The 17292-nt window shown below is 43.9% G+C and carries 17 protein-coding genes; 2 read left to right on the forward strand and 15 right to left on the reverse strand.

Annotation, left to right across the window (positions count from 1 at the left end; translation table 11 throughout):
• Nucleotides 1-81: 81 nt before the first annotated feature.
• The 3 genes from hpf to RWS24_RS04770 form a co-directional block, all read right to left on the reverse strand.
• Nucleotides 82-624, reverse strand: coding sequence for a ribosome hibernation-promoting factor, HPF/YfiA family (gene hpf / locus RWS24_RS04760; RefSeq protein ID WP_314365919.1), 543 nt, complete (start codon nt 622-624; stop codon nt 82-84).
• An 81-nt stretch (nt 625-705) separates the two neighbouring features.
• A complete protein-coding gene (locus RWS24_RS04765; protein WP_314365921.1) occupies nt 706-1371 on the reverse strand; it encodes a ComF family protein in 666 nt (221 codons plus the stop codon).
• Complete coding sequence (locus tag RWS24_RS04770; RefSeq protein ID WP_314365923.1) at nt 1368-2666, reverse strand: DEAD/DEAH box helicase; 1299 nt, start codon at nt 2664-2666, stop codon at nt 1368-1370. Before RWS24_RS04770 ends, RWS24_RS04765 begins: the two co-directional genes overlap by 4 nt.
• Nucleotides 2667-2721: 55 nt before the next feature.
• Here RWS24_RS04770 and RWS24_RS04775 point away from each other — a divergent pair, with 55 nt between their 5' ends.
• Nucleotides 2722-3354 (forward strand): YigZ family protein, encoded by a 633-nt coding sequence (locus tag RWS24_RS04775; protein WP_314365925.1) that lies wholly within the window; start codon nt 2722-2724, stop codon nt 3352-3354.
• A 100-nt stretch (nt 3355-3454) separates the two neighbouring features.
• Nucleotides 3455-4384, forward strand: coding sequence for a cysteine synthase A (gene cysK, locus RWS24_RS04780; RefSeq protein WP_314365927.1), 930 nt, complete (start codon nt 3455-3457; stop codon nt 4382-4384).
• A 105-nt stretch (nt 4385-4489) separates the two neighbouring features.
• On the opposite strand, the gene RWS24_RS04785 is transcribed toward cysK, so the two are convergent.
• The 12 genes from RWS24_RS04785 to gmk all read right to left on the reverse strand — a co-directional run bounded on the left by RWS24_RS04785 (nt 4490) and on the right by gmk (nt 17113).
• On the reverse strand, nt 4490-4852 hold the full coding sequence (locus tag RWS24_RS04785; protein ID WP_002901252.1) for a S1 RNA-binding domain-containing protein: 363 nt from the start codon (nt 4850-4852) through the stop codon (nt 4490-4492).
• Nucleotides 4852-6252: a bifunctional Cof-type HAD-IIB family hydrolase/peptidylprolyl isomerase gene (locus RWS24_RS04790; RefSeq protein WP_314365930.1), complete on the reverse strand. Its 1401-nt coding sequence runs from the start codon at nt 6250-6252 to the stop codon at nt 4852-4854. The genes RWS24_RS04785 and RWS24_RS04790 overlap by 1 nt, the downstream gene beginning before the upstream one ends.
• Nucleotides 6253-6291: 39 nt before the next feature.
• Nucleotides 6292-6924: a response regulator transcription factor gene (locus RWS24_RS04795; RefSeq protein ID WP_002926512.1), complete on the reverse strand. Its 633-nt coding sequence runs from the start codon at nt 6922-6924 to the stop codon at nt 6292-6294.
• A complete protein-coding gene (locus RWS24_RS04800; protein WP_125408163.1) occupies nt 6902-7921 on the reverse strand; it encodes a sensor histidine kinase in 1020 nt (339 codons plus the stop codon). Before RWS24_RS04800 ends, RWS24_RS04795 begins: the two co-directional genes overlap by 23 nt.
• Nucleotides 7918-8613 carry a cell wall-active antibiotics response protein LiaF gene (gene liaF / locus RWS24_RS04805; protein ID WP_314365937.1) on the reverse strand — a complete coding sequence of 232 codons (696 nt, stop codon included), beginning with the start codon at nt 8611-8613 and terminating at the stop codon, nt 7918-7920. The genes RWS24_RS04800 and liaF overlap by 4 nt, the downstream gene beginning before the upstream one ends.
• Before the next feature lie 145 nt (nt 8614-8758).
• Nucleotides 8759-10612, reverse strand: a complete 1854-nt coding sequence (gene pknB, locus RWS24_RS04810) for a Stk1 family PASTA domain-containing Ser/Thr kinase (protein ID WP_314365939.1) — start codon at nt 10610-10612, stop codon at nt 8759-8761.
• On the reverse strand, nt 10609-11349 hold the full coding sequence (locus RWS24_RS04815; RefSeq protein ID WP_002893499.1) for a Stp1/IreP family PP2C-type Ser/Thr phosphatase: 741 nt from the start codon (nt 11347-11349) through the stop codon (nt 10609-10611). Before RWS24_RS04815 ends, pknB begins: the two co-directional genes overlap by 4 nt.
• 18 nt (nt 11350-11367) lie before the next feature.
• A complete protein-coding gene (rsmB, locus tag RWS24_RS04820; protein WP_314365941.1) occupies nt 11368-12684 on the reverse strand; it encodes a 16S rRNA (cytosine(967)-C(5))-methyltransferase RsmB in 1317 nt (438 codons plus the stop codon).
• Nucleotides 12674-13609 (reverse strand): methionyl-tRNA formyltransferase, encoded by a 936-nt coding sequence (fmt, locus tag RWS24_RS04825; protein WP_314365943.1) that lies wholly within the window; start codon nt 13607-13609, stop codon nt 12674-12676. The genes rsmB and fmt overlap by 11 nt, the downstream gene beginning before the upstream one ends.
• Before the next feature lie 83 nt (nt 13610-13692).
• Nucleotides 13693-16080: a primosomal protein N' gene (locus RWS24_RS04830; protein ID WP_314365945.1), complete on the reverse strand. Its 2388-nt coding sequence runs from the start codon at nt 16078-16080 to the stop codon at nt 13693-13695.
• Between the two features lie 60 nt (nt 16081-16140).
• The gene (gene rpoZ, locus RWS24_RS04835) at nt 16141-16455 is read right to left on the reverse strand and encodes a DNA-directed RNA polymerase subunit omega (protein ID WP_314365947.1); all 315 of its coding nucleotides are present in this window, start codon (nt 16453-16455) and stop codon (nt 16141-16143) included.
• A gap of 25 nt (nt 16456-16480) precedes the next feature.
• On the reverse strand, nt 16481-17113 hold the full coding sequence (gmk, locus tag RWS24_RS04840) for a guanylate kinase (protein ID WP_011837407.1): 633 nt from the start codon (nt 17111-17113) through the stop codon (nt 16481-16483).
• Between the last annotated feature and the right edge of the window lie 179 nt (nt 17114-17292).

Here is a 17292-nt window from a genome sequence, read left to right on the forward strand (position 1 = left end):
TAAAAACACCCCAAAAGTTAGATTTTTTCTGTCTAACTTTTGGGGTGCGGTTCAAACATGCTCTCAACCCTCTTTTCTTATTTATTTGACTTCTAACAGTCCAATATCTCCATCCTCACGACGGTATATAACATTTGTGCTGCTGTCCTCTGCATCGGAATAGATAAAGAAATCATGCCCCAGTAAATCCATCTGCAGAATCGCTTCTTCCAAGTCCATCGGCTTCAAATCTATATGTTTTGAACGGACAACTTTTGACGGAACTTCTTCTGATTCTTCAGCAAAGGAATCTGTGAAAAGCTGACTTGTAGCAACTTTATTGCGATTCTTTCTTTCAATCTTGGTCTTATTTTTGCGGATTTGGCGCTCAATCTTATCTGTGACCAAATCAATTGATCCATACATGTCCTGAGAGATATCTTCTGCACGAAGAGTGATGGAGCCTAGCGGAATTGTCACTTCCACTTTCGCAGTCTTTTCACGGTAAACCTTGAGGTTCACACGCGCATCAAGTTCTTGCTCTGCTTGGAAATACTTCTCAATCTTCTCAAGTTTAGAAACTACGTAGTCACGGAGAGCATCTGTTACTTCTAGGTTTTCACCACGGATACTATATTTAAGCATATAAGTACCTTCTTTCTAAACATAAATGTTTTATTTATAATATCATTATAACGCTTTCATTCCTTTTTTGCAAATTTTTTCTTATCTTGCGATTGAAAATGACAATACTTCTTTCACACCGGCTTCCAATAAGATTTGCTTGGCTAATTGTAAGGTTTTTCCAGTCGTATAGATATCATCAACCAGCAAAATTTTATCTGGTAAATCAACTCCATTCTTAATTTTAAAAGCCTGCTGCGTCTGCAGACGCTCCTCACGAGTCTTGCTAGACTGGGCTATGGTGTCTTTTTTCTCTAAGATATTTCTATATGCTACTTTTCCTGCATCTAAAATCCCCTGCACTTGATTAAATCCTCGAACTTGAAATTTTTCGACACTGACTGGAATCGGAACAATGGTATGCTCTCTAAACATTCTGACTGCTTTTCTAGCTGCTTTTGCAAATACAAAGCGCAATGCATAGTCTCCCTGAAACTTATATTGACTGAAATAAGCCTTCATTGCTTGATTATAAGTAAATAGTGACTGGTGTTGGACTTGATTTCCCTCTTCCTCCCACTTTTTGCAATCCGTGCATAAATCTGATTTCCCGTCGCGAAAACAGCGAGGGCAATGCTCTTCAGATATGCGTTCAAAATTTTGATAACAAGTGGAGCAGCAGCTTGGTCCTTCTTCTTTTAATAGAAAAAGCCGTAAAAAACTACTTTTGTCCTCAATTTGCCCTTTGCATAAAAGACACTCTGTCATAATCCCGCCTCCTTATTCATATCTCTCGTTTCCCGAATTGCCTTTTCCATAGCAAGGGTAGTCCCATCATGAAAAAATAGCAACTGTCCCGTCGGTCTATCCATACTACGGCCAACTCGGCCTGAAATCTGAACCAGAGCACTACGACTGAATAGGCGATGATTGGCTTCCAAGACAAAGACATCTACGCCAGGAAAAGTCACCCCACGCTCTAAGATAGTCGTTGTCACCAAAATAGTGATCTCCTTGCGACGAAACTGTTCAACAATCTCCAGACGATTTTCTGTTGTGGAGGCGACAAAAGCTAGCTTTTCATCCGGCAGAGCAATCTGCAGAGCCTGAGCAAAATCCTCTCCTCTTTGAATTTCTGCAGCAAATATCAAAAGAGGAAATTGAGTCTCCCTCTGTTTTTGTATATATTTTAAAAGCTTAGGTGCTATTTTCTTCTTCTGAAGATATTTTTGAAAATCAGATAACCAAACTTTCTGAGGGATAGTCAAGGGATTACCATGAAATCTTCTGGGAAGACTCAGGCGTTTCAGCTCACCTTTTTGAACCCTTTTATCCAGTTCATCCGTGGAAGTAGCTGTCAGAAAAATAGTTGTAGCATCCTCTTTAACTGAACGCTCTACAGCGTGATACAGCATGGGATTATCCACATAAGGAAAGGCGTCTACCTCATCCACAATCAGCAAATCAAAAGCCTGATAAAATTTCAAGAGCTGGTGAGTGGTCGCAATCACCAAGGGACTGCGAAAATAAGCTTCTGACTCCCCATGCAGAAGGGTTATTTCACAAGAAAAATCTTCTTTAAGGCGCCGATAAAGCTCTAAACAAACATCAATCCGCGGACTGGCCAAGCAAACAGAACCACCTCTATCAATAACTCTTGCAAGCACTTGGTAAATCATTTCTGTTTTTCCAGCGCCAGTAACAGCATGCACTAGCGTATTCTGCCTTTTCTCTAGCGCATCAAGTAAGCCTTTGGAGATTTTCCCCTGAAACTCTGTCAGTTGCCCCTGCCATTTAAGCACCTGATTTTTAGGAAAATCCTCTTGAGGAAAATAGTAGAGTTGTTGGTCACTCCGTACCCGACCCAAGATTAAGCATTCTCTACAATAATAAGCTCCAACAGGTAGCTGATTTTCTCGTTCAATCAAGCTGTTGCAGCGTCCGCAGCGGAGCTTGCCTTTTTCTTCTCGGATACTGGGAATTTCTTTTGCTTTTGCTCGCAAGCTAGACTCTAACTGATTTTCTGTAAATATCCGTCCTAAACAATCTTGTAACTCTAACATACTTATTTATTCGTAATTTTTTGGCAAAATCCATCTTTTTTTGTAAAATATAGTTATGGAATTTAAGACAATTAAAGAAGATGGCATGTTTCAAGAGGAAATTAAAAAATCCCGCTTTATCTGCCATGTAAAACGAGTTTACTCTGAGGAAGAGGCTCGCGCTTTTATAGCTGCTATAAAAAAAGAACATTACAAGGCCACTCATAACTGCTCTACTTTTATCATTGGGGAAAAGAGTGATATAAAGCGAACCAGCGATGATGGTGAGCCCAGCGGAACAGCCGGAGTTCCTATGCTGGGAGTCCTAGAAAAGCACAATTTGACCAATCTTTGCGTTGTGGTTACTCGCTATTTTGGCGGTATTAAACTAGGAGCCGGCGGTCTGATTCGAGCTTATGCCGGCAGTGTTGCTCTGGCTATTAAGGAGATTGGACTGGTTGAGATAAAAGAACAGGCTGGCCTGCGCCTACAACTGTCTTACAGCCAATATCAGGATTTTGCGAATTTTCTCAAGGCGGAAAATCTTGCTGAATACGATACTGAATTTACAGATACTGTCTCCACTCTTCTTTTCGTTGACAAAGGTGAAAGAGAACTGCTTAAAGACAAACTGACTGAGTTTTTTAAGGGCAAATTGGAGATGATGGATCACGGACTGCGCCAAGTAGAACTCCCCTTGACGTTTTGACATAAAGAAAAGCTATGGCTCTCATAGCTTTTTTATATTTTACAAAGCGCTTGTTTCATTTTATACTAATTCTATTAAATTATATTGAGGTATGTATCCTATGTCACGTATTTATCAAAATATTACAGAATTAATTGGGCAAGCCCCCATTGTCAAATTGAACAACTTGGTTCCAGAAGGAGCTGCTGAGGTGTATGTGAAGTTAGAAGCTTTCAATCCCGGCTCTTCTGTTAAAGATCGGATTGCTCTCAGCATGATTGAGGCGGCTGAACGCGATGGCCTTATTAAGCCTGGCGATACTATCGTTGAAGCAACCAGCGGAAATACTGGTATTGGCCTTTCATGGGTTGGAGCAGCCAAAGGCTACAAGGTTGTAATTGTTATGCCAGAGACCATGAGTGTGGAGCGCCGCAAAATTATCCAAGCTTATGGTGCTGAATTAGTCTTGACTCCGGGTAGCGAAGGAATGAAGGGTGCTATTGCAAAAGCACAGGAAATCGCCCAAGAACGAAATGGCTGGCTGCCACTGCAGTTTAACAATCCGGCCAATCCAGAGGTTCACGAACGAACAACAGGAGCAGAAATTATTGCTGCTTTCGGTGAAACTGGACTGGACGCTTTTGTTGGCGGTGTCGGAACTGGCGGAACTATTTCCGGTGTATCTCACGCTCTCAAAAAAGTTAATCCGGACATCCAAATCTACGCAGTTGAAGCAGACGAATCTGCTATCCTTTCTGGTGAGAAGCCAGGTCCTCACAAAATCCAAGGACTTTCAGCTGGATTCATTCCAGAGACCTTAGATACAGAAGCATACAACGGTATTGTCCGCGTAACTTCTGATCAAGCACTGGAATTCGGACGCTATATTGGCGGTCAGGAAGGCTTCTTAGTGGGGATTTCATCTGCTGCCGCTATTTTCGCAGCTATTGAAGTAGCGAAAAAACTAGGAGCTGGCAAGAAAGTCCTTGCTCTGGCACCTGATAACGGCGAACGCTACCTGTCTACCGCCCTCTATGAATTTGATGCTTAGTATTTTTTGAAAAACAAGTCCGTTTCAACTTAGCAGTCGGCTATGAATTGAATAGCAAGTCTATCTAAGCAAAATATCCTGTTCGATAAGAGAACAGGATATTTTTTAAACTTTTTCTTCTTTTAAGAATTTTTTTGCCTCTTTAATCCAGATAGGCAGCTGTCTGCCTAAAGGCTCAAAACCAATTTTACAGCGGTCGTTTGAAAAGCGGTGGCGTCTAGGAAGGCGATGCTTTTCTTCTTCTAAGGTCCGCATGGACAGACTGGACTTCCCAGAAAATTCATCATAGTCCACAACCTGCACTAAGACTTGCTGCCCAATTTTTACACTATCATGGATATTTTCAATATAGCCCGGACGAATTTCTGAAATATGAATCAGGCCAATCGTTCCGTTTTCTAGCTCAACAAAAGCTCCATAAGGCTGAATCCCAGTGATTTTGCCTTTTAATTTATCACCGATTTTCATCAGTCTTCTACCTCAATGGTCTCAATCACAACATCTTCCACGGGTTTGTCCATCGCACCCGTCTCAACAGCTGCAATCTTGTCCAAAACTTGGTAGGATGCTTCATCAACAAGCTGACCAAAGACAGTATGGCGCCGATCCAAATGCGGTGTTCCTCCCTGACTGGCATAGACTTCAGCGATAGCTTCAGGCCAGCCGCCGCGGCTCAATTCCTTAGCTGAATAAGGAAGATCTTTATTTTGAACAATGAAGAATTGACTGCCGTTAGTATTCGGCCCAGCATTTGCCATGGAAAGAGCCCCACGAATATTGTATAACTCAGGTGAAAACTCATCTTCAAATTTCTCGCCATAGATAGACTGACCGCCCATACCGGTACCAGTAGGATCACCACCCTGAATCATAAAGTCCTGAATAATGCGGTGGAAAATCACACCGTCATAGTATCCTTCTTTAGCAAGTCCAATAAAGTTAGCAACTGTTTTTGGTGCCTGTTCTGGAAACAGCTGAATTTTCATGTTCCCATGATTAGTCTTGATAGTCGCTTTTGGACCTTCTGCTGCTGCAAGTTCTACTTGTGGAAAATGTAATTCTTTTTCTACCATACCTAACTCCTCTAAAGCGGCAAAAATACCGTCTTCTTCTACTGTTTTTGTAATATAATCTGCTCTTTTTCGCAGTTCCTCATGGGAAACGCCCATGGCAATGCCAATTCCTGCATAGTCAAACAATTCTAAATCATTGAGTCCGTCGCCAAAAACCATGACATTTTCAGGTTTCAAGCCCAGATGTTCGACAACCTTGGAAACTCCGGCTGCCTTGGAACCTTCTGTCGGTACAACATCTGACGAATGAGGATGCCAGCGAACCAAACGCAGATGCTCCGCTAACGCCTCTGGCAGCTGCAGGCTATCTCCTCTATCTTCAAAGGTCCAAAGCTGATAAATATCCTTGTCTAAATGAAAGACTGGATTAACGGGCAAATCTGGATAAACCACATCAATGGCCTCTGAAATCAGAGAATTTCGATTGGACAAGGCTGCTCCATGGCTGCCGACCAGACCATAGTCAATCCCTTCCCCCTGAGCCCAAGCAATATAGGAAGTCACTCTATCGGCTGGGATAACCGTCTGAGAAATCACCTTCCCTTTGCTATCTTCGACATAGGCTCCGTTCAGGGTAACGAAAAAGTCTGGTTGCAAAGCTCTCAGCTCCGGCACGACACCAAACATTCCCCGTCCAGACGCAATACCCGTCAAAATCCCTTTGTCCTTCAACTGCTTGAAAACTGTCTGGATAGAGTCTGGGATAAAACCTGTATCCTTGACCCGCAGGGTATCATCTATATCGAAAAAGACAATTTTTATCTTTTTTGCCTTATACTTTAATTTTGCGTCCATATCTCCCCTTGTCCAATCTTAATCTTTTCTATTATACCATTAAAAGTCTTCTTGTGGGACAAGATGGTGCTGAAAAGCATAAACAACTGCCTGAGTGCGGTCGCTCACCTCCAATTTGGACAGGATATTGGAGACATGAGTCTTGACCGTTTTGAGGGAAATGAAGAGCTCATCCGCAATCCGTTGATTCTCATAACCCTTGGCTAACAGCCCTAAAATATCACGCTCACGAGCTGTCAAATCTTCATGGAGCTCGATATGGTTACGATGATATTCCACTTTCTTGCTGACTTCTGTTTCAATGGCAAATTCTCCCTTGGCCACTTTTTTGACAGCACGGAGAATTTCTTCAGCGCTAGAAGTCTTGAGCATGTATCCATGAGCCCCTGCATCCAGAACAGGATAAATTTTTTCATTATCCAGATAAGAAGTCAAAATCAAAATCTTTGCTTCTGGCCACTCTTTTAAAATGGCCAGTGTCGCTTCAATCCCATTCATCTCAGGCATGACAATATCCATGATAATCACATCCGGACGACTTGCCAAAGCCTGCTCAACTCCTTCTTTACCATTGACTGCTTCAGATACTTCTGCTATATCATCTTGCAGTTCCAGATAACTTTTCAATCCCAATCTGACCATCTGATGGTCATCCACTAACAATATCTTCATGATCTTCTCCTTCTAGTAAAGGTATCGTGATTTCAATAGAAAGACCTTTTCTGGGGGCAGTCAAAAGCTTAAAGGTCCCCGCCATATCCCGTACACGGTCTTCCATATTTTTCAAGCCGTAGCTGAGTTCATCCTGGGCCAGCGGATCAAAACCAACGCCATTATCAGATACCTTGATTTTAAGTTCATTAGGTGCCTGATAGAGGTAAATATCTAGTCGGCTGGCTTGGGCATGCCGCAGTGTGTTGTTGATAATTTCCTGCATAATCCTGAAGACATGCTCCTCCATCTGTTTGGGTAGATGCCCAACCTGATGATTGAAGTGAACATCAATGTCGCTTTTATCAGTCAGCTCCTTGATAATCACATCCATACCTTCGACCAGAGTCTTATTTTCCAACTCTGTAGGCCGCAGGTGGAGTAGGAGAATCCGCAAATCCTTCTGGGCTGTGTCCAGAATATCGGCAATCCCCTTGAGCTGCTTTTGCAGTTTTTCTCCATCGAGCCGTTCTACATTTCCAGCCACTCCTGAAAGAATCATATTGGCTGCAAATAATTCCTGACTGACAGTATCGTGCAAATCACGCGCAATCCGCCGCCGTTCTTTTTCGATAATTTTTTCTTCTGTCTGCAGGGTCTGATTTTCAGACTTTTGGAGATTCTCTGTCAGACGGTGCAGCCTTCTCTCGAGCTGATGCAGAGAACGATCCAGCTCGGGCTGGTCTGTCGGCTCCAGCCTCCGTCCATCCAGCAAATGCCGAAGATTTTTTTGCACATGGGCTACCGACAGATATTGTATCAAGCGGGCCGCAATCACAATCAGAATAGTCAGTGATAAACCGATAATCACAACAAAGAACACAAACGACTGCAACAGCTCCAAATCATTAAAGAGCTCCTGCCAAGTGAAATCAAAAATATTAAAAATATAGTGGAAAATGATAAATAAAACAAAGAAAGTATAGAGGAGAATGAGAAAATAATTTGATTTCTTCACTTTCTGACAACCTCCACATTTCCTAAGAAGCTGACGAGGACTATCTTCACTGTCTTATTGGCCCGTTTATAGTCTGGTGTCGTCAGCGAAATGGTTTCGTTGCGCAGCTTGCGAGATGGATGATGCAGAAAGTTCAGCTCCCCGTAAAGAGTATTGATTTGCAGCTGAATTTCCACATCCAGCGGCACAATAATCTTGGTATCGCCAAACCCCTTTCGAATAACAATGACATTATCATGATTAACCAAAATCACGTCTTCCAAATGAATGGTGTCTTTCCCAACGATACGCAAAAGATTGATATCGTGGAATTGACAGCTATCCTTAGAAAAATGCTGCAGGTCCCCCAACCAGCGATTCTTTTCACTCTGAATTTCCACATCTTCTTCGTAAACGAGATGGGTTTCTTGATTTTCCTTATAGATATAAGGGTAGGCCACAATCATCCCATAAAAAAGCGCAAATAAAAGGGCAGCAATGACGTAGGGATTGAGCATAATAATGAAAAACAGCATAATCATGGAAGCGACCAGCAGAAAATTCCCTTTTTGCTTGCCGAAGTAATAATAGAGCAGCAGCAAAAAAAGGACCAAGATAATGACAACTCGTGAAAAATCAGCTGCCAGCATGGTCACCAATGCCATGGATAATAAGACTGTTTCAACAAAGACAAATAATTGAACTTTCCACATAGCCGTTTCCTTTCTCTACCTTCCTATTTTAACAAAATTAGACCAAAAATCCTCCGTCCAAGGCATGAAATGGGGAAATTTGTCCAGTAAATAAGAAAAAACCATCCGTTTTAAGATAAAAAACTTGAAATGGATGGTTTATTAATCAACTATCAGATGAGCTGGAATTAGTTCCATGTCCACTATCTTCAGACGATGAGCTGCTCTTTGAGCTGCTACTAGACGATGATGATGACGAGCTAGATGATGATGGTGTCGTTGCTTCTGTCACATAAAGAGTGATTTTTTCATTAGATTTGAGGTCAATTGTCTGACCAGCCGCTGGTGACTGAGAAGTTACCAAGTCTGCCTGAGTCGAAGTGACTGAACGGTCAACAACTCGCTCAATTCGAGAAGAAGAAATTCCCATTTGAATCAAGTAAGACCGTGCATTAGCGTAGGTATACTGCATACTGCCAAAGTCCGGCATGGACACACTAGTTACTTCTTTCGCCACTGTCAGCTTGATCTTATGATTAGAAGTCAAATCATAGGTCGAACCAGCTGCCGGTGACTGGCGAATGACCTGACCTGGCTCATACTCGTCCGATTCTTCCTCAACAACCTCAATCAATTTCTCAGAAACATTATAGTTTGTTTTCAGATTTTCAAACACGGCCGATTTTGCTTGACCGACATAATCTTCCATCACAAAGGTCTTTGGTCCCTTGGAAATAATCAGGTCAATCTTGCTGCCTTCGCGGCGCTGACTATTTGCCTGTGGATCAGTTTTAATGACTTTGCCAGATTCAACATTGTCACTGTATTCTTCCTTTTCCTCTCCGACAACCAGCTTCTTAGCTTCTATAGCGGAGCGAGCCTCTGCCACAGTCTGACCAGAAACATCTGGCACGCTAGTATTAGACGGGCTGTTATAGAGAAGGACAACAAAAGCTGCCAAAACCAATAGGACTGCAAAGAAAAGCACCTTGTAACGCGTTCTCAAACGACGTTTCTTTGGAACTTTCTTAACCGTATCAGCTGTCTCTTCCTTAACTTCATCCGATTCCGTTTTAGCTGGAGTTGGCTTAACAGGTGGAACTGCTGGCTGCGGTACAGGTGAGATTTTTGGTAAGGTCTTGGTGTCTGCTTTCGCTACATCATCAAAGACTAATTTCTTTTCATTACGACGCTCATAAGATAAGCTGCTGGACAAGTCAACATACATCTCTGCAACTGACTGATAACGATCCGTCAGTTTTTTGGCTGTCGCCTTAATGACCACATTTTCCAGGGCTTGAGGCACATTAGGATTTTCAGAAATGATGGATGGCAGCGGCTTTTGGAAATGCTGCAGGGCAATCGTAACGGCACTATCCCCATCATAAGGGATATGACCAGTCAGCATTTCATAAAAAATAATCCCCATCGCATAAATATCACTTTGAACAGTTGCTTTAGAGCCACGCGCCTGCTCAGGTGATAGATAATGAACCGAGCCTAGCATTGAGTTAGTCTGAGTCAGACTTGTCTCTGCAAAGGCCACCGCAATCCCAAAGTCTGTTACCTTGGCATTGCCATCTGGGGTCAAGAGGACATTTTGTGGTTTCAGGTCACGATGGACAATACCTCGTGTATGCGCCAAGCGCATTGCCAGCAAGATTTGTCCCATGATTCTGACTGCTTCTTCATTTGAAATCGGAGAATTCTCTTTGATATAGCGCTTGAGGTCAAGACCTGCCACGTATTCCATAGCCAGATACTGCTGGCCATCTTCTTCCCCAATATCAGTAATCCGAACGATGTGCGGATGGTCCAAGTCAGCCATCGCCTTAGCTTCCCGCTGGAAACGCGCGACAGCGATAGGATCTGTCTGGTAATTGGTCCTAAGAACCTTTACCGCAACTTCCTCACCATCCAAAATCAAGTCCTTGGCCAAATAGACATCTGCCATGCCTCCGCGGCCAATCTGCTTGATGATTTTATATCGCCCGGCAAAGATTTTGCCGATTTGAATCATGCCTTATCCTCCTTGTCAAAGCGAACCAGAGCAACTGTGATGTTATCCAGTCCTCCAGCATTGTTGGCAAAGCGAATTAAGGTTTCTGTTTTTTCAGACAGGCTGATGTCGCTGGTGACAATGTCACAAATTTCACTATCTGAAATCATATTGGTCAGACCGTCACTATTAAGCAGAAGGTAGTCACCATCTTCCAAGGTAATCATGCCATAGTCAGGCTGCACTTCGTCTTTTTGACCAATAGACTGGGTAATGATATTCTTCTGCGGATGACGCTCCGCTTCTTCTGGAGTAATCTGTCCAGCTTTCAACAAAGCATTAACAAGCGAGTGATCATTAGTCAGCTGACGGTATTCATCACCGCGAATCAAGCCGATACGAGAATCACCGATATGAGCATAGATGGCTTGATTATCAATAATAGCCAAGGCTTCCAAAGTCGTACCCATGCCCTTGTATTCTTCATCTTGACCAAATTGATGAATGCGCTGATTTTCCTCTTCCAAGTGCTCCGCAAACCATTCACGCACCTGATTCACCGAATCAATCTGAGTATCAACCCAGGCAGCTCCTAAGTCTGTCACAGCCATTTCGCTGGCAATGTTTCCAGCTCTGTGACCGCCCATACCATCTGCCAAGATAATCAGGGTCTTGCCCGCCCGATTCACAAAAAGATTGGCATAATCTTGGTTATTTGTACGCTTTTGACCAACATCTGTTAATAATGAAATTTCCATACTGTCAGTTTCCTCCTCTTATTCCGATATCTTCCTAAATTGACTGATAAAAAATCCGTCGCTTTCATATAATTCCGGCGTAATTAAGATACAGCCGTCTTTGACGATATCTTTTCTTTCATGGTCTAATAAGACTTGCTCAAAGTTCGGATGACTGGCCAGAAATTTTTCAACAACCTCAAAATTCTCTTTGGCCATAATCGTGCAAGTACTATAAGCTATTATACCACCTTTACGTAGACTTTGACAAACGCTGTCTAGTATATCCAGCTGAATTTTTTGTAAATTCTCAAAATCTGCATTTTCTTTATTATATTTTATATCTGGTTTGCGGCGAATTAAGCCAATACCTGAGCAAGGAGCGTCCACCAGGATTTTATCGAAAGCATCTGGGCCAAAAGTCTCAAATACCTTGGTCGCGTCCAGCTTTTTAGTTGTGATTTTATCTGCCAAGCCCACTCTTTCTGCATTTTCTTCTACGAGCTCTAACTTATGATCGTAGAGGTCCAAGGCTGTAATGTGGCCGCTCGTCAGATAGGAAGCCATGTGAACAGTCTTGCCCCCCGGTGCACTGCAAGCATCCAAAATCTCCTCCTCTCCTTCGATGTCCAGAGTTGGAGCCACAAGCTGGCTAGACTCATCCTGAATCGTAATCGCTCCGCTTTCAAAGAGCTGATGCCCAGCAAAATGCCCCTGTCTTTTAACCAAGGCTGACCGAGATAAAAGCGAGTTCTCAGCCCCTAAAAGCTGGCGAAGCTCTGCCTTGCGCGACATATCCGTCACGCGAATGCTGGCCTTGCTGCGAACAAAGAGACTGGCAAAGATAGCTAGAGCTCTTTCTTCGCCAAACTCTTCTATCAGGTCTTTGACCAGCCAGACCGGCAAAGAATACTGGATCGAATAGCGTTTGTTTTTGCGCTTGATTGTTTCAAAATCAGCCACACCCTCACGCTCAATCCTACGTAACAAGGCATTGACAAATTTCTCGCTGCCACGCTTACGGATTTTCGCAATCTCAACAGCCTCATGAACAACTGCATGCTGAGGGATTTTATCCAGATAGAGCATCTGGTACAGACTGAGCATAAGCAGAATGTAGAGCCAGTTATCTAATTTGTTCCTATCCTCAATCAGATGGGATAGATACCATTCCAGAGTGATTTTCCGAGCAACTGTGCCGTAAACCAGCTCTGTTACCAGACCTTTATCTGCTTGGCTCAGCGGACTTTGACTCAGAGCTCGGTTTAAGGCGATATTGGAATAGGCTCCTTCTTCAAAAACTTCTTCCAAAATTTCCAAGGCCTGCCAACGGGCCGTTTTTTGCTTACTTTCCAAAAGCATCTCCTATGGACAGGCTGCGGCCCAGTCCATTCAAAAAATCAACGATAGCCATCTTGGGCTTGCCAGCAGGCTGAACCGTCTTCAGCGAGAGGGCTCCCTTACCAGCTGCAACCACCAGTTCTTTTTTACTAATAGACAATATCTGTCCAGGCTGACCGTCGCCATCTACCATATCTGCTTCATAAATCTTAAAGCGCTGCCCCTGCAGCAAGGTATGAGCTACTGGCCAAGGATACATGCCGCGAATTTGATTGAAAATTTGGCGGTTTGTTTTGCTCCAGTCTATCCTCTCTTCTTCTGGGCTGATATTCGGAGAGAAAGTGACCTGACTAGGATCTTGCGGCTGAGGGATAATCTGCCCTGCCCTATAGGCTGGCAGCACATCCAACAACAAATCTCGACCGATAAGCGCCAATTTTTCAAAGAGAGTTCCAACATTGTCAGTCTCTTCAATCTGCACCGCTCTGCTGGCTATCATATCTCCAGCATCCATCTCCTTGACCATTTCCATAATCGTAACACCCGCTTGCTCATCACCATTGATCAGAGCATAGTGAATGGGCGCACCACCTCGGTATTTAGGCAGCAAAGAAGCATGAACATTCACCGCAAAGTCAACACTGTCCAGTAAGCGGCTAGGTAAAAACTGCCCAAAAGCAGCTGTGACAATACCATCTGCTTCTAAGTTCATCAGCTCCTCTAAATCCGAGCTTTGAGCCAGCTTTTCCGGTTGATAAACTTGCAGCCCGTATTCCAAGGCCAATTCTTTTACTGGAGTCATGCGAATCTCTCTTTTACGGCCGACGGCACGGTCCGGTTGCGTTACCACTGCTAACACTTCGTATTGACCGCTGTCCAGCAGCCCTTTTAGGACAGTCGCTGAGAAGTCCGGTGTTCCCATAAATATTATTTTCATCATTTTCAACTATTGATTCCTTTTTTGTTCCTTCCCTTATTATATCAGAAGTCGTCTACAACAACCTTAATCTCGGCTAAAAAGCTTTACATAAAATTTTGTGGTTCATTATCAATTGTCAGGCGTAAATCTTTATTGTCCCGATTTTGTGTCCAGTCCAAGACTTGATTTAGCGTCGTCTGCAGCTTGTCTTCAAAGCGATATTTGAGCAAAATCTGATAATGATAGAGATTATGGGTGCGGGCAATCGGCTTCGGCGTTGGACCCAGTATTTGCACTTTTTCTGACAGACCGCTCCGCAGAATATCCATAACCTCATAAGCTTTTCGCACTGCTGTCTCTTCATCCTTGTGCGAAAGAGTCAGTCCGACCGTAAAGTAATAAGGCGGATAACCTAGCTGCCGGCGGATTCCCATTTCATAAGCATAAAAGCCCTCGTAATCCTGCTGCTTGGCAAATTCAATGGCATAATGATGAGGATTGTAGGACTGGATAAAGACCTGACCAGCCTTTTCAGCCCGACCAGCCCGGCCCGCCACCTGAGTCAGCAGCTGGAAGGTTCGCTCTGAAGAGCGAAAGTCCGGTAGATTAAGAGCAGTATCTGCATTGAGAACACCAACTAGCGTCACGTTTGGAAAATCCAGCCCCTTAGCAATCATCTGGGTGCCTAAGAGAATATCTGCCTGACCCTGACCAAAGCTTTCTAAAATGGCTTCATGACTGCCTTTCTTACGGGTCGTATCTACATCCATCCGCAAAATGCGAGCCTGTGGAAAGAGCTGAATCAACTCATCATAAGCTTTCTGCGTCCCAGTACCATAATAGCGAATGCTGCGGCTGGCACAGTTAGGACAACTCTGAGGAATATTCTTAGTAAAACCACAGTAGTGGCAGTTCATGGTCTTAGTGTCCATATGCAGGGTCAGAGAAATATCACAGTTGGGACAGCTGTCAACGGTCCCACATTCCCGACACATAACAAAGCTGGAATACCCCCGCCTGTTGAGCATGAGAACCGTCTGCTCTCCCTTATCCAGACGATCTTGAATAGCCTCTAGCAGGACTGGGGTGAAATTACTGGCCTCATGCTGCCCGATATAATCCCGAAAATCCACCACTTCCACTTGAGGAATCTGCGCCAGCGGATTTGCACGCTTGCTGAGCAGCTGAAAATCATAGACTCCACGGCTTGCTCGGGCACGGCTCTCCAAGCTCGGAGTTGCCGAACCTAACACTAAGACAGCTTGATTATACTGAGCTCGCAGGAGAGCCACCTCTCTAGCATGATAGCGAGGATTAGAATCCTGCTTGTAGGAGGACTCATGCTCTTCATCAATGATAATGGCTCCAATATTTGTCAAGGGAGCAAAAATAGCTGAACGCGCGCCGACAACGACCTGGGCAGCTCCTCGCTCCACCTTGCGCCACTCATCATATTTCTCACCGTCAGACAGACCTGAATGCAAAATTGCAACTTGGTCGCCAAATCTAGAAATAAAGCGATCTGTAACCTGCGGAGTCAGAGAAATCTCCGGAACCAGCATGATAGCGGTCTTGCCCTGGGCCAGTGCCTCTGCGATGACCTGAAGGTAAACTTCAGTCTTCCCGCTGCCAGTAACCCCTTCTAAGAGAACTGGCTGAGAATGACTCTGACCAATTTTCTGAGTGATTGCCGCAACCGCTGCAGCTTGTTCATCATTTAAGGTCAGACTTTGCTGCTGTCGCTCCTTTTGGAAATAAGCAACAGAACGGCTGATTTCTCTATCCTCAATGCTAATTAGGTTTTCTTTGATAAAGTAATTAATAATATCGCGCGAAAAATTTTCTCGCAAATCTGCCAAGAGCTGGCTATCCTGCTGCTCCAGCAAGACTTCTTTTAATGCTTGTTTTTTCTTGGCTTGTCGGGGAAGGTCATGATTTTGCAGAGCGGTATGATTGACCTGATACCATTTCTCAGTCTTAATATGCTTCTTGTCCGTTGCCTGATACTCCAGCCGAATGCGGCCAGTCTGGGTCAGTCGCATCAGCTTGGCCTGACTTTTCTTGTCCAAATCAGAAAAGCGAAGACTGTCCTCCTGACCAAAGATAGCTGAATGCTCCTCATCATTCAGCAGCTCCGTCGGATAGAGTAGTTTATCATAGCTGGAGTTGAGAAGACTAGGCAGCATGGCCTTTAAAAGGCTAATCTTATAGGAAAAGACTGACTTGCGCAGCTCATCCGCCAGCCAGAGCTGTTCCTGATTCAGCACGGGACTGAAATCAAGGACTTCCGCAATCTCCTTCAGCTCTTCTTGGTCTCCTGTCTCATCAAAACCAACCACAATCCCTTGAATCAGGCGATTTCCCTGCCCAAAAGGAACATGGACCCGCATGCCAGCTGTCAGCATCCCTACAAACTCTTCTGGAATAGCATAGCTATAGGGCTTGTCCGTCTGCATCAGAGGAACATCCACAATAATCTTTGCCACCTTCATATTCTCACCCCACTTTCCTCAACATCGTCACAGAAAAAATAAGATTGAGCATCCCCAACCTTAAATCTTCTCACCTTCTTCTTTTTCTTTAGCGATTTGCTCTTTAATCTTGCGTTCTTCTTCTTCTTTACGCAGGCGCTCTTCTTCTGCCCGACGGCGAACTGCCTCGCGCTTGCCTTCTGGATCTGGATGGATAACGACATTGCCGGATTCAATTTCTTCCAAAGCACGAAGAGTGGATTTAACAGACTGGAATTCCTGCGTAGCAGGAGCTCCAGCTTCAAGCTCATGAGCGCGTTTAGCTTCTAAAATAACCAAGGAATATTTTGACGGAACCTTGTCCAGCAAAGTGTCAATAGACGGTTTTAACATCATAATTTTCTACCTAATTTCTAACTTTCTATCGAATAATCGTTTCATTTTTGGGAAGCATATCCTGATAATGCCCGATAACACGGTCTACTCGGAAATGCTCTGCTTCAATCACGCGCTTGACTCGGTCGGCAGCCAGCGGAACCTGATCATTGACAATGGCATAATCATACTCGCGCATGAGGGCAATTTCTTCTTTGGCCTTTTCAATGCGCTGGGCGATAATCTCAGCACTGTCTGTCCCACGGCCGACCAAGCGGTCTTTGAGTTCTTCTAAGTCTGGAGGAGTCAAAAAAATAAAGACGGCATCTGGAACTTTTTTCTTGACTTGCAAAGCTCCCTGAACCTCAATCTCTAAGAAGACATCAATACCTTTATCCAACGTTTCATTGACATAAGTCAGAGGCGTCCCGTAGTAGTTTCCTACATACTCTGCATACTCCAGCATCTGTCCCTGACGAATCAGCTCTTCAAACTCCTCGCGAGTGCGGAAGAAATAGTCAACTCCATCCACTTCACCTGGACGCTGAGGACGAGTCGTCATGGATACCGAGTACTGGAATTGGTTATCAGTGCTTTCAAAAATTTCTCGTCTAACAGTCCCTTTTCCTACACCAGAGGGACCAGAAAAGACGATTAGTAAGCCTCGTTCCGTCATCATGTCTCCTTCACAGTCTTTCTATCTAGTGTAACAAAATTAGGCTGATATTTCAAGAGGATAGGAAGAAATGTATGTGTCTAGAGTTTTGAGAAAATAGAAAAAATAAGCAAGCAATCATACGGAAAACTAAATAGGCCAGCAGAACATTCAAGAAAAAAGCAATCTGTTACCAGACTGCA

It is taken from the genome of uncultured Streptococcus sp. (assembly GCF_963528215.1).
In the GTDB taxonomy this organism is placed as follows: domain Bacteria; phylum Bacillota; class Bacilli; order Lactobacillales; family Streptococcaceae; genus Streptococcus.